The sequence below is a fragment of the Streptomyces sp. NPDC018947 genome, assembly GCF_044390505.1.
GTDB lineage: Bacteria > Actinomycetota > Actinomycetes > Streptomycetales > Streptomycetaceae > Streptomyces.
Window position 1 is genome coordinate 774,718 of the sequence record NZ_JBIRZD010000001.1, and the last position, 22,152, is coordinate 796,869.

General features: G+C 72.5%; 14 protein-coding genes and 1 pseudogene. 1 reads left to right on the forward strand and 14 read right to left on the reverse strand.

Features of this window, described 5'->3' with window-relative positions; all coding sequences use genetic code 11:
• The first annotated feature begins 455 nt into the window (after positions 1–455).
• Positions 456–2,801 (forward strand): CDP-glycerol glycerophosphotransferase family protein, encoded by a 2,346-nt coding sequence (locus ACH499_RS03515; protein WP_399013571.1) that lies wholly within the window; start codon positions 456–458, stop codon positions 2,799–2,801.
• 82 nt (positions 2,802–2,883) lie between these two features.
• Here the strand turns inward: ACH499_RS03515 and obgE are convergent, their stop codons facing one another.
• The 14 genes and pseudogenes from obgE to ACH499_RS03585 form a co-directional block, all read right to left on the reverse strand.
• Positions 2,884–4,320: a GTPase ObgE gene (gene obgE, locus ACH499_RS03520; protein ID WP_356196790.1), complete on the reverse strand. Its 1,437-nt coding sequence runs from the start codon at positions 4,318–4,320 to the stop codon at positions 2,884–2,886.
• 103 nt (positions 4,321–4,423) lie between these two features.
• Positions 4,424–4,678 (reverse strand): 50S ribosomal protein L27, encoded by a 255-nt coding sequence (rpmA, locus tag ACH499_RS03525; RefSeq protein WP_003976205.1) that lies wholly within the window; start codon positions 4,676–4,678, stop codon positions 4,424–4,426.
• Between the two features lie 14 nt (positions 4,679–4,692).
• Positions 4,693–5,013, reverse strand: coding sequence for a 50S ribosomal protein L21 (rplU, locus tag ACH499_RS03530; protein WP_004931419.1), 321 nt, complete (start codon positions 5,011–5,013; stop codon positions 4,693–4,695).
• 301 nt (positions 5,014–5,314) lie between these two features.
• Positions 5,315–5,626, reverse strand: a pseudogene (locus ACH499_RS03535) (iron-containing alcohol dehydrogenase); the annotation flags it as partial.
• 120 nt (positions 5,627–5,746) lie between these two features.
• The gene (locus tag ACH499_RS03540) at positions 5,747–9,877 is read right to left on the reverse strand and encodes a ribonuclease E/G (RefSeq protein ID WP_399013573.1); all 4,131 of its coding nucleotides are present in this window, start codon (positions 9,875–9,877) and stop codon (positions 5,747–5,749) included.
• 275 nt (positions 9,878–10,152) lie between these two features.
• Entirely contained in the window at positions 10,153–10,935 is a 783-nt protein-coding gene (locus ACH499_RS03545) for a TIGR03936 family radical SAM-associated protein (RefSeq protein WP_356196786.1), read from the reverse strand.
• A gap of 48 nt (positions 10,936–10,983) precedes the next feature.
• Positions 10,984–12,042 (reverse strand): hypothetical protein, encoded by a 1,059-nt coding sequence (locus ACH499_RS03550; protein ID WP_399013575.1) that lies wholly within the window; start codon positions 12,040–12,042, stop codon positions 10,984–10,986.
• Between the two features lie 65 nt (positions 12,043–12,107).
• Positions 12,108–14,051: a TIGR03960 family B12-binding radical SAM protein gene (locus tag ACH499_RS03555; RefSeq protein WP_399013577.1), complete on the reverse strand. Its 1,944-nt coding sequence runs from the start codon at positions 14,049–14,051 to the stop codon at positions 12,108–12,110.
• A complete protein-coding gene (locus ACH499_RS03560; RefSeq protein ID WP_399013579.1) occupies positions 14,024–15,622 on the reverse strand; it encodes a CHAD domain-containing protein in 1,599 nt (532 codons plus the stop codon). The genes ACH499_RS03555 and ACH499_RS03560 overlap by 28 nt, the downstream gene beginning before the upstream one ends.
• Before the next feature lie 92 nt (positions 15,623–15,714).
• Positions 15,715–16,914: a rod shape-determining protein RodA gene (rodA, locus tag ACH499_RS03565; protein ID WP_356196777.1), complete on the reverse strand. Its 1,200-nt coding sequence runs from the start codon at positions 16,912–16,914 to the stop codon at positions 15,715–15,717.
• Positions 16,911–19,160, reverse strand: a complete 2,250-nt coding sequence (gene mrdA, locus ACH499_RS03570) for a penicillin-binding protein 2 (protein ID WP_399013582.1) — start codon at positions 19,158–19,160, stop codon at positions 16,911–16,913. The genes rodA and mrdA overlap by 4 nt, the downstream gene beginning before the upstream one ends.
• A gap of 110 nt (positions 19,161–19,270) precedes the next feature.
• The gene (gene mreD / locus ACH499_RS03575; RefSeq protein WP_356196772.1) at positions 19,271–19,942 is read right to left on the reverse strand and encodes a rod shape-determining protein MreD; all 672 of its coding nucleotides are present in this window, start codon (positions 19,940–19,942) and stop codon (positions 19,271–19,273) included.
• A 13-nt stretch (positions 19,943–19,955) separates the two neighbouring features.
• Complete coding sequence (gene mreC, locus ACH499_RS03580) at positions 19,956–20,912, reverse strand: rod shape-determining protein MreC (RefSeq protein ID WP_356196770.1); 957 nt, start codon at positions 20,910–20,912, stop codon at positions 19,956–19,958.
• Positions 20,913–21,109: 197 nt separating this feature from the next.
• Positions 21,110–22,129: a rod shape-determining protein gene (locus tag ACH499_RS03585; protein WP_030381728.1), complete on the reverse strand. Its 1,020-nt coding sequence runs from the start codon at positions 22,127–22,129 to the stop codon at positions 21,110–21,112.
• Between the last annotated feature and the right edge of the window lie 23 nt (positions 22,130–22,152).

Below are 22,152 nucleotides of genomic sequence, written 5' to 3' on the forward strand. Positions count from 1 at the left end.
CCGACCGCCGCCCGCGCGTTTCGGGAGGTGGACACCGCCGCCCCCGGCGTGCGCGCGGCTTCGTGAAGTCACCGGTGTCCGCCGGCCCGGGGCCACCCCCTCGGCGGTCACGGCCTTCGGAAGTCCCCGGACCTCATGACTCCGGGATTTCCGTCGTGATACGCAGAGTCATCCACCGGCGACGGAAATATCGAGTCTGGCATAAGGGCAGAAACCAAAAAGGGCGCAACAAAACCGAACGTACGGAAGTTCGGTCCGGACGCCGGCCGGGCCGCCCTCGCCACCCCGCATTACGGTGGGTGCGTGCCCGCATCGGGTCGGCCCACCGCCCTCACGGAAGCTTCACGTGAATCCCTTAGGCTGATGCGGCGGCGCGCTCGGGCCGACCGGCGCCCGGACGCGCTCCGGCCCCAGCCCGCGCTCCCGTGGTCCAGTCTCGGAAACAGGTTTTCAGGATGCCCAAGCTCTCTCTCGTCGTTCCCGTGTACAACGTCCGGGGGTACCTCGCCGAGTGCCTTGACTCCGTGCTGAGTCAGGACTACACGGACTTCGAGATCATCGCGGTCGACGACTGCTCACCCGACGGGTCCGGCGCAATTCTCGATGAATATGCGCAACGGGACGACCGTATTCATGTGATTCATCTCATGGAAAATGTCGGTCTGGGGCGGGCGCGTAATGCGGGGCTGGAAAAGATTCAAGGTGAGTACGTGCTCTTCCTCGACAGTGACGACACACTGTCCGACGGGGCACTCAAAGCGATCGCGGACCGTCTCGAGGCCACCGGGAACCCCGAGATCCTGATCTACGACTACGCCCGCACCTACTGGGACGGCGGCGTCCGCCGCAACGCGCGGGCGGAGCTGCTGACGCACGACGGCCCCGACACCTTCTCCCTCGCCGACCGGCCCCACCTGCTCGACCTGCTCCAGATCGTCTGGAACAAGGCGTACCGGCGCGACTTCGTCACCCGGACCGGGCTCACCTTCCCGCCCGGGTACTACGAGGACGCCCCCTGGACGTTCTGTTCGATGATCAGCGCCGAGCGGATCGCCGTACTGGACCGCGTCTGCGTGTTCTACCGGCAGCGCCGTGAGGGCGGCAACATCCTCAAGACGGTCAGCCGCAAGCACTTCGACGTCTTCGACCAGTACCGCCGTGTCTTCGCATTCCTCGACGAGCACCCGGAACTCGACCGGTGGCGTGCTCCGTTGTTCCGCAAGATGGTCGACCACTACCTGACCATCCTGGAGCGCCCCGGCCGGCTGCCGCGCGACGCCCGTGCGGAGTTCTTCCACCAGGCCGCGGCCGACTACCGTGCGCGCCTGCCCCAGGACTTCGAGCCGCCGGCCGGCCGGCGCCGTCACAAGTACACGTTGCTCCAGCGCGACACGTATCCCGTCATGATGGGCACGCTGACCGCGCTGCGGGCCCGCCAGGGCGTCCGCAGGCGCACGCGCCGCACGATCAACCGGTCCAAGCGCGCCGCGATGAAGGTCTTCTACGGGTCGCAGCTACGGCTGCCGCTGGACGAGAACCTCGCGGTCTTCTCGGCCTACTGGAGCCGCAGCGTCTCCTGCAACCCCGCGGCCATCGACGCCGAACTGGCCCGTCTGGCCCCGCACGTCCGCCGGGTGTGGGCCGTGCGGCCGGACGCCGTGAAGCACGTACCCGAGGGCGTGGAGTACGTACGCGTGGGCTCACGGGAGTTCTGGGCCGCCGTGGCGCGCGCCAAGTTCTTCGTCAACAACGTGAACTTCGGGGACTCGGTGGTGAAGCGGCAGGGCCAGATCCACGTGCAGACCCACCACGGCACCCCGCTCAAGACCATGGGCCTGGACCAGCAGAAGTACCCGGCGTCCACCAAGATGGACTTCCGCAAGCTCCTCCGGCGCTGCGACCGCTGGGACTTCAGCATCAGCTCCAACCGGTTCTCGACCAGCGTGTGGGAGCGGGTCTACCCCAGCTCGTACACCTCTCTGGAAACCGGCTACCCGCGCAACGACATCCTCCTCACCGCCGGGGCCGCGGAGGTGCGCGCGGCCCGCGAGGACCTGGGGCTGCGCGACGGCACCACGGCGTTCCTCTACATGCCAACGCACCGCGAGTACCAGGACGGCTTCGTGCCCCGTCTCGACCTGGAGCGGCTCGCCGAGCAGCTCGGACCGGACGTCACGCTGCTGGTGCGCGGCCACTACTTCTACGGCGGCTCCTCCCGGCTCACCGAGCTGCAGTCGGCCGGGCGGATCGTCGACGTGTCGGCCCACCCGTCGGTGGAGCGGCTGTACCTGGCCTCCGACGGCCTGATCACCGACTACTCGTCGGCCATGTTCGACTACGCCAACCTGGACCGTCCCATCGTCGTCTTCGCCGACGACTGGGAGACGTACTCCATGGTCCGCGGCACCTACTTCGACGTGCTGCGGCAGCCTCCGGGCGCCGTGGCCACGACGCAGGAGGAACTGACCGACCTGCTGCGCTCCGGGGCGTGGCGCGACGAGCGGGCCGCCGAGGCCCGGGACCGGTTCCGGCGGCGTTTCTGCGACTTCGACGACGGGCACGCGGCCGAGCGGGTCGTGCGGCACGTCTTCCTCGGTGAGCCGCTCTCCGACCTGCCGCCGATCGTGCCGCTGGACGAGCGGGTGCCCGCTCCGCTCCCCGGCTCCGACGTCGCCGCGTCCGACCCGATAGCCGGGCCGGGGCCGACGCCCGGCGCGACGTCCCTGACGCCGCCGAGCGCGACGGCGCCGGCCGCGACCCCGGACTCCTCCGGCGCGAGTTCCTCGCCGACAACGGCCTGAGGGCTCCGCGCCCTCCCTCAAACCCGGGAACCGGGGGCGGGACAGATGTCCTCGCCCCCGGTTCTCCGTGGGTCCTCCCTGGTCAGAACGGGTCGAACCCGTCGAACTCCCGCTGCGCCTCGTCCCGTTCGGCGTCCCGGTCCCGGCGCCGCTGGGCGGCCGGGCGGGGCGCCTCGAAGCGGTGGTCCTCGCCACGGCGGCCGAGCATCTCGGCGCCCGCCGTCATCGAGGGCTCCCAGTCGAAGACGACCGCGTTCTCCTCGGGGCCGATGGCGACGCCGTCGCCGCCGCGGGCGCCCGCCTTGACCAACTGCTCCTCGACACCGAGGCGGTTGAGCCGGTCGGCGAGGTAGCCGACGGCCTCGTCGTTGTTGAAGTCGGTCTGGCGCACCCAGCGTTCGGGCTTCTCACCGCGCACCCGGAACAGGCCGTCCTCCTCGCGGGTGACGGTGAAGCCGGTGTCGTCCACGGCCTTGGGCCGGATGACGATGCGCGTGGCCTCCTCCTTCGGCCGGGCGGCACGCGCCCCGGCCACCAGCCCGGCCAGCGCGAAGGACAGCTCCCGCAGCCCGGTGTGGGCCACCGCCGACACCTCGAAGACCTGGTAGCCGCGCGCCTCCAGGTCCGGCCGGACCATCTCCGCGAGGTCCTTGCCGTCGGGCACGTCGATCTTGTTGAGGACGACGATCCGGGGCCGGTTGTCCAGGCCGCCGTACTCGCGCAGTTCGGCCTCGATGATGTCCAGGTCGGAGACCGGGTCGCGGTCGGACTCCAGCGTCGCCGTGTCCAGGACGTGCACCAGCACGCTGCACCGCTCCACGTGCCGCAGGAACTCCAGGCCGAGGCCCTTGCCCTGACTGGCGCCCGGGATGAGGCCGGGGACGTCCGCGACGGTGTAGACGGTCTCGCCGGCCGTCACCACGCCCAGGTTCGGCACGAGCGTCGTGAAGGGGTAGTCGGCGATCTTGGGCTTGGCCGCGCTGAGCACGGAGATCAGCGAGGACTTGCCGGCGCTCGGGTAGCCGACCAGCGCCACGTCGGCGACGGTCTTCAGCTCCAGCACGACGTCCCGGAGGTCACCGGGCTCGCCGAGCAGCGCGAAGCCGGGAGCCTTGCGCCGCGCGGAGGCCAGCGCCGCGTTGCCGAGACCGCCCCGGCCGCCCTGGGCGGCGACGAAGGAGGTGCCGTGCCCGACCAGGTCGGCGAGGACGTTGCCCGCCTTGTCGAGGACCACGGTGCCGTCGGGCACGGGCAGGACCAGGTCCTGCCCGTCCTTGCCGGAACGGTTGCCGCCCTCTCCGGGCTTGCCGTTGGTGGCCTTGCGGTGCGGGGAGTGGTGGTAGTCGAGGAGCGTGGTCACCGACTGGTCGACGGTGAGGATCACGTCGCCGCCACGGCCGCCGTTGCCGCCGTCCGGGCCGCCGAGCGGCTTGAACTTCTCACGGTGGACGGAGGCACAGCCGTGGCCTCCGTTACCCGCGGCGACGTGCAGCTCGACGCGGTCCACGAAGGTGGTCATGGAAAGTGCCTCCAGTTACTGCGCGAATGTCTCTTGGGTAACAAGCGAAAGGCGGACCCGCTTCCCGTGGGGGAAGTGAGGTCCGCCTCGCTGGAGTTTCCGATCAGGCGACCGGAACGATGTTCACGACCTTGCGGCCACGGTGGGTGCCGAACTGCACCGCACCGGCCTGCAGCGCGAACAGCGTGTCGTCGCCGCCACGGCCGACGCCCGCACCCGGGTGGAAGTGGGTGCCGCGCTGGCGGACCAGGATCTCACCCGCGTTGACGGCCTGACCGCCGAAGCGCTTCACGCCGAGCCGCTGGGCATTGGAGTCGCGACCGTTCCGAGTGGACGATGCGCCCTTCTTGTGTGCCATCTGTTCTCAGTCCCTTACTTCGCAGCCGCGGGGATCTCAGTGACCTTGATCGCCGTGTACTGCTGGCGGTGGCCCTGACGGCGGCGGTAGCCGGTCTTGTTCTTGTAGCGCAGAATGTCGATCTTCTGGCCCTTGTGGTGGTCCACGACCTCGGCCTGGACCTTGATGCCGGCCAGCACCCACGGGTCGCTGGTCACAGCGTCGCCGTCGACAACGAGCAGGGTCGAGAGCTCGACCGTGTCGCCGACCTTGGCGGTGGAAATCTTGTCAACCTCAACGATGTCGCCGACAGCAACCTTGTGCTGGCGACCACCGCTGCGCACGATGGCGTACACGCGGATCTCACTCTCTCGCTCGGGAACGGCACCCCCGCAGTCCAGCCGCCCGGCGGCACGCGCGAACGGCCTCTCCCGGTCGTGGCCCACGGCCGCACCCGGAAGGAAGAGGTTTACGGGGATGTGACGCGTCAGTCGACACGCCGACGGTCAAGATTACGGGCCCCGTCCACAGGGGTCAAACCGGGCCGCCCGCGTGAGGCCGAGGTGCTCCAGGACGGTGTACCGGCCGGGCCGGGTGAGCGGGGCGAACTCCACGGCCCGGACGAACTCGTCGTCGCCGAAGCCGATCTCCTCGGCAGAACTTGGCGCAGTCGACGACCCTGCCGCCGCCGAGGCCCACGACCGCGTCGTACCGGCCGGCGCTCAGGGCGTCGGCCGGCCGCACGGCGTCGTCCAGGGCGCCGCCGCCCGCCTCGAACCAGTCGGTGCCCGGCAGGGACGGCGACAGCCGCCGGCGCAGGACCGCGCCAAAGCCACCGCTGACGGCGACGGCCAGCCTGCCCGCGCGGGAGATCCGCCGGTCGGCGAGGACCTCCGCCAGGTCCGCGAGGGCGCCTCGCCGGATGTCGACGACGACCGGCGAGGGGATGAGCCGCGTCAGGACCGGCACGGGCTGCCTCCTCGCGGGCGCTCGACGGCACGCCTGTGGATGATGCGCGCGCGGGGGCTCGCACAAACGTGTGGCCCTGCCCGGAAGGACAGGACCACACGTTTTCCGACAGGGAGCGGATCAGCCCTCGTCGGTGGCGGCCGTGACGGAGGACGGAGCCTGCTGCCCGGCCGCCGCGGTCTTCTTCGACGCCGTCTTCTTGGCCGTGGCCTTCTTGGCGGTCGTCGTCTTCGCCGCCTTCTTGGCCGTGGCCTTCTTCGCGGTCGTCGTCTTCTTGGCCGCCGTCTTCTTGGTGGCGGCCTTCTTCGCCGTGGCCTTCTTCGCCGTCTTGCGGGCCGCCGCCTTCTTGGCCGGGGCGGCCTCCTCCGGCTCGGCGGCCTCGGCCGTCTCCTGCCCGGCCGGTGCCGGCTCGGCCTGCTCCGCCTCCGCCGGGGCCGACGGGACGACCACGACGGCCGCCTCCTCGGGCGCGGTCGAGGTGGTGGGCTTGCGCACGGCACGGCGGCGCGGACGGGCCGGGGCGGCGCTCTCGGCGGCCGGGGCGGCCTCAGGGGCCTCCTCGGCGGCCGGGGCCTCGGCCTGCGGCGCGGGCTCGGCGGGAGCGGCCTCGGGGACCGTCAGCACGGCGGCCTCGGCACCCGCGGGCGATCCGGCCGGTGCGGACACCTTCCGGGTGGCCCGGCGGCGCGTACGGCCCTTGGGCGCGGCCTCCTCGGCGGCCGGGGCCTCGGTGGCGGCCGGGGCCGGGGCGCCGGAGACCGCGTCCTCGACGGCGGCGGGCTCCGCCAGCACCTCGGCGGCCGGCTCCTGCACGACGGGACGCTCGACCTCTTCCGCGACGGTGACGTCCTGCGCGGTCGGGGCCGCCTCGGCCTTCGGGGCCTTCGGGGCACCCGCCGGGGCGGACGCCCGGCGGCTCGCCCGGCGCCGGCCACGGCCGCGCGCTGCGGCGGCCTCGGCCTCGGCGGCGCTGCTGTACAGCTCCTCGTCCGGGGTGAACTCGGGCGCCGGCAGGGCGACCGGCTCGGCCACCTCGGCGGCGACCTCGGCCTCGGCCTCGGCCTCCTGCTCCGCCGTCGGCGCCGTCTCCACGCCGGCCACGGCCTCGTGCTCGTGCTCACCGGCACCCGCACGCGCCCGCTTGCGGCGCTTGCCACCGCCGCCGCCTGCGGCCGCCGGCTGGTCGAGGTGGACGATGACGCCGCGTCCGTTGCAGTGGACGCAGGTCTCGGAGAAGGACTCCAGCAGGCCCTGGCCGACCCGCTTGCGGGTCATCTGGACCAGGCCCAGCGAGGTGACCTCGGCGACCTGGTGCTTCGTACGGTCCCGGCCCAGGCACTCCAGCAGGCGCCGCAGCACCAGGTCCCGGTTGGACTCCAGCACCATGTCGATGAAGTCGATGACGATGATGCCGCCGAGGTCGCGCAGCCTGAGCTGGCGCACGATCTCCTCGGCCGCCTCCAGGTTGTTCCTGGTGACCGTCTCCTCGAGGTTGCCGCCCTGGCCGGTGAACTTGCCGGTGTTGACGTCGACGACGACCATCGCCTCGGTCCGGTCGATCACCAGCGAACCGCCGCTGGGCAGCCAGACCTTGCGGTCCAGCGCCTTGGCGAGCTGCTCGTCGATCCGGTACGTGGCGAAGACGTCCACCTCGGAGGTCCACCGGGACAGCCGCTCGGCGAGGTCCGGGGCGACGTGGGAGACGTAGCCGTGGATGGTCTGCCAGGCGTCGTCGCCGCTGACGACGACCTTGGAGAAGTCCTCGTTGAAGATGTCCCGCACGACCCGGACGGTCATGTCGGGCTCGCCGTACAGCAGCGTCGGGGCGTTGCCGTTCTTGGCCTTCTTCTGGATCTCCTCCCACTGCGCCTGGAGCCGCTCGACGTCGCGGCGCAGCTCGTCCTCGCTGGCGCCCTCGGCGGCGGTGCGCACGATGACGCCCGCGTCCTCGGGGACGATCCGCTTGAGGATGGTCTTCAGCCGGGAGCGCTCGGTGTCGGGCAGCTTGCGGCTGATGCCGGTCATCGAGCCCTCGGGCACGTAGACCAGGTAACGGCCGGGCAGGGAGACCTGGCTGGTCAGCCGGGCGCCCTTGTGGCCGATCGGGTCCTTGGTGACCTGCACGAGGACGGACTGCCCGGACTTGAGGGCGGACTCGATGCGGCGGGGCCCGCCGGACATGCCGAGCGCCTCGAAGTTGACCTCGCCGGCGTACAGGACGGCGTTGCGGCCCTTGCCGATGTCGATGAAGGCGGCCTCCATCGACGGCAGCACGTTCTGCACCTTGCCGAGGTAGACGTTGCCGACGTACGAGGTGGCCTGCTCCTTGTTGACGTAGTGCTCGACGAGCACGCCGTCCTCCAGGACGCCGATCTGCGTGCGCTCGCCGTGCTGGCGCACGACCATGACGCGCTCGACGGCCTCGCGGCGGGCCAGGAACTCGGCCTCGGTGATGATCGGCACGCGCCGGCGGCCCTGCTCGCGGCCCTCCCGGCGGCGCTGCTTCTTGGCCTCCAGGCGGGTGGAGCCCTTGATGGACTGCACCTCGTCGGACGGCTCGGCCTTCGGCCGGGGCTCGCGGACCTTGACGACGGTGCGCTCGGGGTCGTCGGCGGACGTCTCGGCCTCGCCGGAGGCGTCCCCGGCGCGGCGGCGACGGCGACGGCGGCGACGGCTGCTGCTGGAGCCGCCGTTCTCGCCGGTGGCCTCCTCGGCCTCCTCGGCGTCCTCCTCCGCCTGCTCGGCGGTGTCCTCGGCGTCCTGGGCGGCCTGCTCCTCGGCGGCGTGCTCGAGGTCGCCGTCCGCGGGCTCGTCGGAGCCCTCGGCCAGGTCGCCCCGGCGACGGCGACGGCCGCCCCGGCGACGGCGGCGGCGCGAGCCGTACTCCTCGGAGCCCTCGGCGTCGTCACCGTGGTCGTCACCGGACTCGTCGCCCTCGGACTCGGCGTCGGCCTCGTCCTCGGCGGCGGCCGGGGCGGCGGCCGGGGCGGCGGTGCGCTCCTCGGCGGTCTCCTCGGGACCCGCGCCACGGCGACGGCGGCGACGGCGGGAACCGGCGGCCTCCTCCGGGTGGTCCTCGGTGGTCGCGGCGGCCGGGGTCACCTGCTCCGGCTCGGCCTCGGCGGCCTCGGCGGCGGCTTCCGCGGCGGCCCGCTCGGGCGTCTGGAACTTGGGCTCGGCGAAGACCGGGGGCTGGAACAGGGCGACGGCGGGACGCGCCGGGCGCTTGGGGGCGTCGCCCTCGTCGGACGCGGCGGCGGTGGTCCGGGCCGGCTCGGCGAAGCCGCCGGCGGCCTTGCGGGTGGACCGGCGGCGCGCACGGCGCGGAGCGGCCTCCTCGGCGCCCTCGGCGGGAGCGGGCGCCTCGGCGGGCGCGGGCTCGGCGGCGGGCGCGGCGGCCTCGGCGGCGGGCGCGGGCTCGGCCACGACCTCCGCCGTCTCCGCACCGGCGGGGGCACCGGCCGGTGCGGACGCGCGGCGCGTGGCACGACGACGCGTACGGCGCGGAGCCGCCTCCTCGGCGTCCCCGGCGGGCGCGGGCGCCTCGGCGGGAGCGGGCTCGGTGGCGGGCGCGGCGGCCTCGGCGGCGGGAGCGGGCTCGGAGGCCGGGGCGGCGGTCTCGGCCACGACCTCCGCCGTCTCCGCACCGGCGGGCGCGCCGGCCGGAGCGGACGCGCGGCGCGTGGCACGACGACGCGTACGGCGCGGAGCCGCCTCCTCGGCGTCCCCGGCGGGCGCGGGCGCCTCGGCGGGAGCGGCCTCGGTGGCCTCGGCGGCGGGCGCGGGCTCGGAGGCCGCGGCGGCGGTCTCGGCGGGCGAGGTCACCGTGCGGGTGGCGCGGCGGCGCGTGCGGCGCGGAGCGGCGTCCTCGGTGGCCGGGGCCGGCTCGGGCTCGGCCTGCGTCTCGGCGGCGGGGGCCGCGGGAACGACGGTCTCGGCGGCCTCGGCGGCCGTCGGCGACCCGGCGGGCGAGGAGGCACGGCGCACGGCACGGCGCCGCGGGCGGGCGGCGGGCTCGGGCTCGGCGGCCGGAGCGGCCGTCTCGGCCGCCTCCTGCGGCTCCTCGGCCGCGGCGGTCGCCTCGGTCGGAGCGACGGCCTCCGCCTGCGTGCCGGAGGCACCTGACGGCGGTCCCGCCGGGCGGGACGCGGCCCTGCGGCGGCGGCGCGGCGGCAGGGTGTCGCTGGGGGTGTTCGTCTCGGAGTCCGTCGAGGACGTCGCGGACTGCGCGGGTTCGGTCGGTTCGAGCATGCGGGGGTTTCTCCCGTCAGGCTCCCGGGCGCCGCGCCCGGTCCGGCGTTCGATCGTGTCGACCGCCGGTGACGTCCGCGGCTCGCGCGATGCGCGGTCGCCGCCGTCCGGGGCGCGGGCGCCGCTCGGGAGCTCTCCGTGTCTTGTCTCGCCGGTTCCGTACCCCTTGTCGTGCACGGCCTGGCGAAAGTCTTGTGGTCGGTGCGCTGCCCGACCCAGGTGGCTCCCGAGTTCGAGGGCGGCGCTACGACGCTCGTCCCTGCGCGGAACCTTCCTTACGCCGGCGCCTTCGCGGCGGCAGTCGCGGCGGCCGGTTGCGGCTCGGGCGCTGCTGCCTCGCGGTCGGGCGCGAGCGGGTCGGTCACCGTGCCGGTCTCTTCATCGAACAGCCCCTGCGCCAGCCTGGTCACCGCTGCGGGGACCGGCGGCGCCAGGTCGGCCACGGCGCGGAGACCGGACAGGACGTCGTCGGGTCGAACGGCAGGCGTCACGTGCCGAACAACCAGCCGCAGTATCGCACAGGGCCGGTCGGTCGGCCTATCAGCCGGCGAACCGTTCGTGGTGGTGGTCGCGTTCTCGAGGCTCACGACGGCGGAGCGGGCGTCGAAGGTGCGGACGCCGTTCTTGGTGCGGCGCTGGACCTCGACGGTCTCGGCCGAGTCGAAGGCCGCCACGGCGCGCTCGGCGTCCGCGGCCTCCACGCCGTCCAGCCGCAGCTCCCACACGGAGGCCGTCAGCCGGTCGGCGAGCCCGGAGGTCCGGGCCTCGACCGCCTCGACGATGTCGAGCCCGGCGGGCAGCGACTCGTCGAGGAGCAGCCTGAGCTGCTCCGGGTCGCGCGCTTCGGTGAGCGCGATCTCCAGGTATTCCGCCTCACTGCCCGTGCCGGTGGGTGCGGCATTGGCGTACGACACCTTCGGGTGCGGGGTGAACCCCGCCGAGTACGCCATGGGCACCTCGGCGCGGCGCAGCGCACGCTCGAAGGCGCGCTGGAAGTCACGGTGGCTGGTGAACCGGAGGCGGCCGCGCTTGGTGTAACGCAGTCGGATGCGCTGCACCGCGGGTACGGGCGGCGGGCCTTCGGGCTGTCGCTTGCCCAGTGTCGTTCAGTCCTTCGTGAGAGCGGTCGTACTGCTACCAAGAGTACGTGCCCCGGCCGCGGATGGTTCCCCCCGGCCCACCGCCCGCTTCCCGGCCGGGTCCCCGAACAGCGCCCGCCGCACGTCGGCACGCGCCTGTCGCGCCGACAGCCGGGCGGCGTCGAGGGCCCGGCGGACCGCCCGGCCGGCCCCGCGCGAGGCCTCGGCGAGGGGCCGCCAAAGCACGTCCCGCACCAGGTGCCCGGCCGGCGTCAGCAGGGTCCGGTACACCCAGCGCGCCGGGTCGGCGACGAGCCACCGCAAGAGGGCCGCCAGGCCCCGGCCGACGGCGAGGGAGAGGTGGCCGGCGATCCGCCAGGCGTGCGCGAGGGCGTCCCCGGTCTCGCGGCCGACGACGGCGAGGCCCCGGCCGACGGGCGCGAGCACCCACCGCCACAGGGCGACGGCGGGCAGCACCAGGAGGATCCGGGCGGTCCAGTACAGGGCGGTGCCGACCCCGGCGACGACCGCGGCCAGACCCCGGGCGACCGCGCGTGCGCACCAGGCCAGTCCCCTGCCGCACCGGGCGAGGACGTGCCCGACGGGTGTGAGGACCCACCGGTGGAGCCAGGCGGCGGGAAGGACGACGAGGTACCGCCCGAGCCAGGCACCGACGGCGTACAGGCCGCGCCCGGCGGCGGCGAGCCCCGCGCCGATCCCGAGGGCCGCCCACGCGAGCGCGTGCCCGACCGGCGTCAGCACCCAGCGGTACAGCCACACCGCCGGTACGACGAGCAGGACGCTCCCGAGCCAGGCGGCGCCCCTGCCCAGGGGCACGAGGACGTACCGCCACACGCCGACGGCCGGCCACACGAACAGGGCCCGCCCCAAGGGCCGCAGCACCGTGTCGCGCAGGAACCGGCCGGCGACGACGAGCGCGTCCCATGCCAGGCGCACCGGGACGACGACCACCAGGGCGACGATGCGGACGGGGATCCGGATCGCCACCGTGAGGCACCCCTCGGCCTCCGACTGCCGGACCGGCTCCCGCGGACCCCCGCCGTACGGCGTTTTCTCCAGACGCATACCTGGACGGACGCAGCCGGGGCGGGTCCGGATCCGGACCCGCCCCGATTCACCGCGCCGAAGCGCTACTTGACCACGGACAGCGGCAGCAGCTTCTTGCCGGTCGGGCCGATCTGGATCTCCGTGTCCATCGCGGGGCACACGCCGCAGTCGAAGCACGGGGTCCAGCGGCAGTCCTCGACCTCGGTCTCGTCGAGGGCGTCCTGCCAGTCCTCCCAGAGCCAGTCCTTGTCGAGGCCGGAGTCCAGGTGGTCCCAGGGCAGGACCTCCTCGTAGGAGCGCTCGCGCGTCGTGTACCAGTCGACGTCCACGCCGAAGGGCTCCAGGGCCTTGTCGGCGCAGTGCATCCAGCGGTCGTACGAGAAGTGTTCGCGCCAGCCGTCGAAGCGGCCGCCGTCGTCGTAGACGGCGCGGATGACGGCGCCGATGCGGCGGTCGCCGCGGGAGAGCAGGCCCTCGACGATGCCGGGCTTGCCGTCGTGGTAGCGGAAGCCGATGGAGCGGCCGTACTTCTTGTCGCCGCGGATCTTGTCGCGCAGCTTGGCCAGGCGCTCGTCGGTCTGCTCGGCGGAGAGCTGCGGCGCCCACTGGAAGGGCGTGTGCGGCTTGGGCACGAAGCCGCCGATCGAGACGGTGCAGCGGATGTCGTTGGAGCCGGAGACCTCACGGCCCTTGGCGATCACGCGGGTGGCCATGTCGGCGATCTGCAGGACGTCGTCGTCGGTCTCGGTGGGCAGGCCGCACATGAAGTACAGCTTCACCTGGCGCCATCCGTTGCCGTACGCCGTGGCGACGGTGCGGATCAGGTCCTCCTCCGAGACCATCTTGTTGATGACCTTGCGGATGCGCTCGGAGCCGCCCTCGGGGGCGAAGGTGAGGCCGGAACGGCGGCCGTTGCGGGTCAGCTCGTTGGCGAGGTCGATGTTGAAGGCGTCGACGCGGGTGGACGGGAGGGACAGGCCGATCTTGTCCTCCTCGTACCGGTCGGCGAGGCCCTTGGCGACGTCGCCGATCTCCGAGTGGTCCGCGGAGGACAGCGACAGCAGGCCGACCTCCTCGAAGCCGGTCGCCTTCAGGCCCTTGTCGACCATCTCGCCGATGCCGGTGATGGAGCGCTCGCGCACCGGGCGGGTGATCATGCCGGCCTGGCAGAAGCGGCAGCCCCGGGTGCAGCCGCGGAAGATCTCCACGGACATCCGCTCGTGGACCGTCTCGGCCAGCGGGACGAGGGGCTGCTTGGGGTAGGGCCACTCGTCGAGGTCCATCACCGTGTGCTTGGACACGCGCCACGGCACGCCCGAGCGGTTCGGCACGACACGGGCGATCCGGCCGTCGGGGAGGTACTCGACGTCGTAGAAGCCGGGGACGTACACCCCGCCGGTCCTCGCCAGGCGCAGCAGCAGCTCCTCGCGGCCGCCGGGGCGGCCCTCGGCCTTCCAGGCACGGACGATCGCGGTGATCTCCAGGACGGCCTGCTCGCCGTCGCCGATGACCGCGCAGTCGATGAAGTCGGCGATCGGCTCGGGGTTGAACGCCGCGTGCCCGCCGGCGAGGACGATCGGGTCGTCGATCCCGCGGTCCGCGGCCTCCAGCGGGATGCCGGCCAGGTCGAGCGCGGCCAGCATGTTGGTGTAGCCGAGCTCGGTGGAGAAGGAGAGCCCGAACACGTCGAAGGCCTTGACCGGACGGTGGCTGTCCACCGTGAACTGCGGGACGGCGTGCTCCCGCATCAGGGCCTCCAGGTCCGGCCACACGCTGTAGGTGCGCTCGGCGAGGACGCCCTCCTGCTCGTTGAGCACCTCGTAGAGGATCATGACGCCCTGGTTGGGCAGGCCGACCTCGTAGGCGTCCGGGTACATCAGAGCCCAGCGGACGTCGCAGGATTCCCAGTCCTTGACCGTGGAGTTGAGCTCTCCGCCGACGTACTGGATCGGCTTCTGCACATGCGGGAGCAGAGCTTCGAGCTGCGGAAAAACAGACTTCACAGACTCGGCGGCTTCGGCAGGCATCTCACGGAACCTTCGTGTGCTGACAGGGGTGACCATTCAGCGTAACCCGGCCGGCGAGGTCCCCCGCACCCCTCACGTCCGGTACGGGCCCGCACGGCCTCCCACACGCCGGGCAGCGCGGCCTCGTCCCGCGCGGCCCGGTGCTCCTCGCGGCCGTACAGCACCCCGTAGGTGAAGGTGCTCTCCCCCGCCGCGTGCGCCTCGCCGGCCAGCTCGCGCAGGGCCTCGCGGGTCATGACGCTGTCCTGGTGGTCGCCGAGCAGTTCCTGGAGCGACTTCACGGACCGGGCCAGCGCGCGTGCCGGGTCGCCGAGCGCCGCGCCGGCCGCCTCGGCCGCGTACCGCGTGCGCTTGGCCTGCTTGCGGGCCGCGTGCAGGGCGAGGTCGCGCTCGGGCCCCGGGGGCAGGGCGAGGGCCCGGCCGATCCGTGCGGACAGCCGCTTCACGTCCTTGCGCACGGCCTCGCCGAGCGCCCGGTCCGGCGGGTGGGCGGCCGGTCCCCGCAGCGGCGGGTCCGCGACCAGGGCGTCGAGCGCGTCGAGCAGGGCCAGGTGGCGGTCGCCGTCGAGCACGGCGGCCAGCCGGCGCCGGGAGGCTCCGTACCGGGCCCGCGACCAGGTCCGCAGGCGGGCGCGGACGGGTCCGGTGACCAGGGCGGGCGGCAGGTCGTCCAGGGCCGCGGCGAGGCGTTCGGTGAGCACCTCCTGGTCGCGTCCGGCGCCGAGTTCCGCGGCCAGCCGGGCGAGTTCCGCGCCCACGGGACCGGTGACGGCCGGGTCGAGGATCTTGGCGTAGGACCGGAAGGCGCCACGCAGCCTGCGGGTGGCGACGCGCATCCGGTGCACGGCGTCGGGCAGGTCGCGGCGCACGGCCGGGTCGAGGGCCACGAGGGCGTCCCGCTGGGCGCGCAGATGGGCGAGGACGTGGTCGCCGGCGGTGACGGGCGGCGGGGCCTCCGGCTCGCGGCGCTGCTCCGGTGCCGTCGCGGCGAGGGCGCGGGCCAGTTTGGACGCGTGCGCGCCGGGGCGCAGGCCGGCAGCGAGCAGCCGTGCGCCGACGGTGTCGAGGAAGGCGGGGTCGCCGCCCTCGGCGAGTTCGGCCTCGATCTCGGTCCACCGGACGGTGCGGGCGGCGCCGGTGAGCCGGTCGGCGCGCACCGCGTCGGCGCTGACCTCGGCGAGGAGGCGGCCGTCCGCGTCGACGAGGTGGCGGACGTCGCGGTCGGTGCGCAGGCGGACGACGGGCAGCAGCGGGCGGTCGCGGACGCGGGAGCGGACCAGGGCGGCGAGGGCGCCGGGGACGTCGTCGCCGAGCGGGGCGCGGATCTCGTCCCGTACGCCGGGGGCGACGGGGAGTTTGAGGTGCCAGCCCGCGTCGGAGCCGCCGGTGCGCCGGCGCAGGGTGACCGAGGAGGCGGCGAGGCGTCCGTCGGCGGTGTCGTAGTAGGTGGCGTCGAGGTGGGCGACGCCCCGGTCGACGACGGCCGCGACACCGGGGACGCCGGTCAGGTCGGGGAGACCGCCGCCGTCCGACTCGTACTTCCGCTCGATCTCGCGCTCGGTGTGCGCCATGGTCCGAATCTAGTGGCGGCGGCCGCCCGGGTCACGGGGTGCGGCCGCGGGCGGAGGAGCGGGCCCCGGGGCACTCGCCCCACCGCGCTCGGCTAGGCCGACATGGGCCGTTGCACCTTGATCGACTGAAGCAGCCCGACCGCCATCCACACGGCGAACATGGAGGAGCCGCCGTACGAGACGAAGGGCAGCGGCAGGCCGGTGACCGGCATGATGCCCAGTGTCATGCCGATGTTCTCGAAGGCCTGGAAGGCGAACCAGGCGACGATCCCGGCGGCCACGATCGTGCCGTACAGGTCGGTCGTGTCCCGGGCGATCCGGCACGCCCGCCAGAGCACCACACCGAGCAGGACGACGATGAGGCCGGCGCCGAGGAAGCCCAGTTCCTCGCCGGCGACGGTGAAGACGAAGTCGGTCTGCTGCTCCGGCACGAAGCGGCCCGTGGTCTGGGAGCCGTGGAAGAGCCCGGAGCCGGTGAGGCCGCCCGAGCCGATGGCGATGCGCGCCTGGTTGGTGTTGTAGCCGACGCCGGCCGGGTCGAGCTCGGGGTTGGCGAAGGCGGCGAAGCGGGCGATCTGGTAGTCGTCCAGGATGCCGAGCTGCCAGACGGCGAGCGCGCCGGCGGTGCCCGCGCCCAGGAGCCCGAAGATCCAGCGGTTGGAGGCACCGGAGGCGAGCAGGACGCCCAGCACGATGATGACCATGACCATGACCGAGCCGAGGTCCGGCATGAGCATCACGATCAGCATGGGCACGGTGGCCAGGCCGAGCGCCTGGAGCACGGTCCGGTGGTCGGGGTAGGGCCGGTCGCCGGCGTCCACGCGGGCCGCGAGCAGCATCGCCATGCCCAGGATGATCGTGATCTTCACGAACTCCGACGGCTGGAGCGAGAAGCCGCCGGGCAGCTTGATCCAGGAGTGGGCGCCGTTGATGGTCGAGCCGAGCGGCGTGAGCACGAGCAGGATCAGGAAGACCGAGGCCCCGTAGAGCACCGGTACGGCCGTGCGCAGGGCGCGGTGGCCGAGCCAGAGCGTGCCGACCATCAGGGCGAGTCCGATGCCGGTGTTGAGCAGATGCCGCGTCAGGAAGTAGTACGGATCGCCCTGGTTGAGCTCGGTGCGGTTGCGGGTGGCGGAGTAGACGAGCAGCGAGCCCAGCAGGGACAGCGCCACGGCCGACAGCAGTATCGGCCAGTCGAGCCGCCGGGCCATGGAGTCGCGGGCGAGCAGGCGGGTCCAGCCCGCCCGCTTCGGTCCGTATCCGGAGACCTGGAAGCTGTTGGCTCCGGTCATGCGCATACCCTCCGCTTCCGCCTGCGGGTCTGCCGGTTCCCGGTGTCGGGCGGGTTCACGGTGGCCTGCTGGTTCTGGTCCTGCTGCCCCGCGGGGGCGTTCCCGCCCTCCTCCGCGGCCTTCTGCTGCGACTGGAGGTCCTTCACCGGGTCCTTGGAGACCTTCGGGGAGGTGATGGTGCCGTCCGCCTTGATCTTCGGCAGGCTCTTGGCCGGCTGGGGCAGCAGCGCCTTCTTCCTGTCGATCGACCCGTCGCTCTGGACGCCGTACAGGGCGTTGTAGATGTTGCGGACGGCGGGGCCCGAGGCGCCGGAGCCGGTACCGCCCTGGGAGATCGTCATGACGATCGCGTAGTCCTTGGTGTACGTCGCGAACCACGAGGTGGTCTGCTTGCCGTAGACCTCGGCGGTACCCGTCTTGGCGTGCATCGGGATCTCGTCCTGCGGCCAGCCGCCGAACCGCCAGGCGGCGGTACCGCGGGTGGCGACGCCGGCGAGGGCGTCGTCCATCTTGGCCAGCGTGGTCTTGCTTATGGGCAGCTTGCCGTGCGCCGTGGGCTTGATCTCCTCGACCCGCTTGCCGTCGGGGCTGACGATGGCCTTGCCGATGGTCGGGTCCCACATGGTGCCGCCGTTGGAGAGGGCCGCGTAGACGGTGGCCATCTGGATGGGGGTGACGAGGGTGTCGCCCTGGCCGATGGAGTAGTTGATGGAGTCACCGGCGCGCATCTTGTTGCCCTCGAGGCAGTTCTCGTACGCGATCTTCTCGACGTAGGAGCCGTCCTTCTTGCCCGTCTTGCACCAGGCGTCCTTGTTGGCCTTCCAGTAGTCCTGCTTCCACTTGCGGTCGGGGACGCGGCCGGAGACCTCGTTGGGGAGGTCGATGCCGGTCTCCTTGCCGAGGCCGAACTCGTGGGCGGCCTTGTAGAAGTAGTCCTTCGGGTTCTTGGGGTTCATCCCGCCGTCCTTCTTCCACTGCTCGTGCGCGAGCCGGTAGTAGACGGTGTCGCAGGAGAGCTCCAGGGCGCGGCCGATGCTGATGGAGCCGTTGTCGGCGGACTCGAAGTTCTTGAAGACCTGGCCGCCGACGGAGTAGGAGCTGGAGCAGGCGTAGCTGCCGTCGAAGTCGTAGCCGGCCTCCACCGCGGCGGCCGAGGAGACCACCTTGAAGATGGAGCCGGGGGCGGCCTGGCCCTGGATGGCCCGGTTGAGGAGCGGGTAGTTGGAGTCCTTGCCGGTGAGCTTCTTGTAGTCCTTGGCGGAGATGCCGCCGACCCAGGCGTTGGGGTCGTACGTCGGGTTGGAGGCCATGGCGACGACGCGGCCGGTCTTGGCCTCCATCACGACGACGGCGCCGGCGTCGGCCTCGTAGGTGCGGCCGGTGTTGCGGTCCATCTCCTTGCGGGCGGCCTTCATCGCCTCGTTCAGCTCGTACTCGGCGACGCGCTGGACGCGGGAGTCGATGCTGGTGACGAGGTTGGAGCCGGGCTTGCCGGGGTCGGACTCGGCCTCGCCGATGACCCGGCCGAGGTTGTCCACCTCGTAGCGGGTCACGCCGGCCTTGCCGCGCAGCGCCTTGTCGTACTGGCGCTCCAGCCCGGAGCGGCCGACCTGGTCGGAGCGCAGGAAGGGCGAGTCGGTGTCCTGGGCCTTCTGGATCTCCTCGTCGGTGACCGGGGAGAGGTAGCCGAGGACCTGAGCGGCGTTGGACTTGCCGGGGGCGGCGTAGCGGCGTACGGCCATGGGCTCGGCGGTGATGCCGGGGAAGTCCTCGGCGCGCTCGCGGATCTGGAGGGCCTGCTTGGGGGTGGCCTCGTCCGTAACCGGGATCGGCTGGTAGGGCGAACCGTTCCAGCAGGGCTGCGGCGTCTTGGCGTCGCACAGCCGGACCTTGTCCATGACCTCCTGCGGCTGCATGCCGAGGACGCCGGCGAGCTTGGTGAGGACCGCCTTGCCGTCGTCCTTCATCTTCAGCAGCTCGGTGCGGGAGGCGGAGACGACGAGGCGGGTCTCGTTGTCGGCGAGCGCCACGCCGCGCGCGTCCAGGATCGAGCCGCGGGTGGCGGGCTGGACGACCTGCTGGACGTGGTTGCCGGAGGCCTCCTTGGCGTACTCGTCGCCCTGCCGGATCTGGAGGTACCAGAGGCGGCCGCCGAGGGTGCCGAGGAGGGAGAGGACGAGGATCTGGATGACGACGAGGCGGGTCTGGACGCGGGTGTTCCGGCCGGTCTCGGGGATGTTAGTCATGGGCGCAGCCCATTCCGTTGAAGGTGGTGGCGGGCGACGGGTGGGAATGCGTCACTGCGGCTGCTGCCCCCTCGCGAAGTGTGTGCTGCTCGTCGTGTGCTGCCGCTCCGTCACAGCCGCTTGACCCCCTTGATGCGTCCGGCCCGGGCCACCCGTGCCCGCGCCGCCTTCACGCGCAGCCCGCCGCGCTGCTGCCCGATGCGCAGTCCGGTGCCCGAGGACAGCCAGCCGGAGGAGATGTCGGTGCCCTGGGCGGGAGAGCCCGCGTCGGCCAGCGGGTCGTTCTCGGCGCGCCGGGCGAGCGCCATGATGCCGGGGACGACGAAGGGCGCGAGCAGCAGGTCGTACAGCGCGGCCGTGAACAGCAGGCCGGGCAGGCCGACGTGGCGGGCGGCGGTGTCGCCGACGAGGGCGCCGACGCCGGCGTAGAGCAGGGTGGTGCCGACGGCCGCGGCGACCACGACGACCATCGGACCGGTGGCCGACCTGAGCCGGCCGTTGTCGGGTTTGGCGAGCCCGGCGAGGTAGCCGATGACGCACAGCACCAGGGCGTAGCGGCCGGCGGCGTGGTCGGCGGGCGGGGCGATGTCGGCGAGGAGTCCGGCGCCGAAGCCGACGAGGGCGCCGCCGACATGGCCGTAGACCAGGGCGAGGCCGAGGACGGTGAGCAGCAGCAGGTCGGGGACGGCGCCGGGCAGGTGGAGACGGGCGAGGACGCTGACCTGGATCACCAGGGCGACGACGACCAGGGAGACGGACAGCAGGATCCGGTTGACGCGCATGGGGTGAAAGCTCCTACTGCTCGGGCTGCTCGGTCTGCGGCTGTCCGTCGGCGGGGGCCTCGGCGGACGGCGTCACGGTCACCGTCACGGTGGGCGTGGGTTTCGGCTGCGGCTTGTCCGGGAGCACCGTGTCGCGCGGGTCCTTCCGCGGGGCCTGGACGACGACGCCCACGATGTCGAGCTTGGTGAAGGAGACGAACGGCGTGACGTAGAGCGTGCGGGTCAGGTCGCCGCCCGAGGGGTCGACGCGGGTGATGGTGCCGACCGGGACGCCGGGCACGAAGGGCTTGTCGGCCTGGGAGCCGAAGGTGACCAGGCGATCGCCCTTCTTCACGTCGGCCTTGCCGTTGAGGAGTTCGACGCGCAGCGGGCGGTCGCCCTGGCCGGAGGCGAAGCCGAGTTCGTCCCCGGCCTCCATGCGGGTGCCGACGGTGAAGTCGGGGTCGTTGGCGAGCAGCACGGTGGCCGTGTCGGGGCCGACGGTGGTGACGCGTCCGACCAGGCCGTCGCTGTTGAGGACGGTCATGTCCCGTTCGATGCCGTCGTTGGCACCGGCGTCGATGGTGACGGTCCAGGAGAAGCCCTGGGCCGCTCCTATGGCGATGACCTGGGCGCCCTTGATGCCGTACTGTCCGGCGCCGGCGAGGCCCATCATCTTGTCGAACTGCTTGAGGCGGCTGCGGCCGCGCTCGTCGCTGCCGAGCTTCGCCTTGAGGGCCGCGTTCTCCGTCTCCAGGGCTGCGAGCCGGTCGTGCCGGTCGCCCGAGTCACGGATCGCGGAGACCGCGTTGCCGACCGGGTCGACCGCGGACGACACCCCGTTCTCGATCGGACCGAAGACGGTGGCGGCGGCCTGTCGGGCACCGTCGACCGGTGAGTCCTCCCCGCCGCGGATGTCCACCGTGATCAGTGCGAACGCGACGGCGATCAGCAGCACCAGGAGCAGCCGGCTCTCTTTCGTGTCCCTCACGTGCGACGGCCGTGCCTTCCTCGTCGGAATTCGGGAATTACGTTGCGATGTTCAGGAATTCTCGGGATTCAAGGCGGACGCCCCACGGCGTCCGATGCGGGCGCCTTGGGCGGCTCGTGTCCCGTTCTTGTGTCTCTATATCAACGATCCGCCGCACGAGAGGAGATCGTCTCGTACGGCGGAACCGAAGTGTGACGTCATCTGCGGGGCTGGGCGTCCAGCACCTGCTGGAGCGCCTCGAACTCCTCGACGCACTTTCCGGAGCCGAGCGCCACGCTGTCCAGCGGGTCCTCGGCGATGTGGATCGGCATACCGGTCTCCCGGCGCAGCCGCTCGTCGAGACCGCGCAGCAGCGCGCCGCCGCCGGTCAGGACGATGCCCCGGTCCATGATGTCGCCGGACAGCTCCGGCGGACACTTGTCGAGGGTCGTCTTGACGGCGTCGACGATCGCGTTGACCGGTTCCTCGATCGCCTTGCGCACTTCGGCGGCCGAGATGACGACGGTCTTGGGCAGTCCGGAGACGAGGTCCCGGCCGCGGATTTCGGTGTGCTCGTCGGAGTCGAGGTCGTACGCGGAGCCGATCGTGATCTTGATCTGTTCGGCGGTGCGCTCACCCAGCAGAAGGCTGTACTCCTTCTTCACGTGCTGGATGATCGCGTTGTCCAGTTCGTCACCCGCGACGCGGATGGACTGGGCGGTGACGATGCCGCCGAGCGAGATGACCGCGACCTCCGTGGTGCCGCCGCCGATGTCGACCACCATGTTGCCCGTGGCCTCGTGGACCGGCAGGCCCGAGCCGATGGCCGCGGCCATGGGCTCCTCGATGATGTGCACCTGCCGGGCACCGGCCTGGGACGACGCCTCGATGACGGCGCGGCGCTCGACGCCCGTGATGCCCGAGGGCACACAGACGACGACCCGCGGACGAGCCAGATAACGCCGCTTGTGGATCTTCAGGATGAAGTAGCGGAGCATCCGCTCGGTGATCTCGAAGTCGGCGATCACGCCGTCCTTCAGCGGACGCACGGCGACGATGTTGCCCGGCGTGCGGCCGATCATCTTCTTCGCTTCGGCGCCGACCGCGAGGATGCCACCGGTGTTGGTGTTGATCGCGACGACGGACGGCTCGTTGAGTACGATCCCGCGACCCCTGACGTACACCAGCGTGTTGGCGGTCCCGAGGTCGACAGCCATGTCACGGCCGATGAACGACATTGAGTTCCCCATCAGGATTCGAC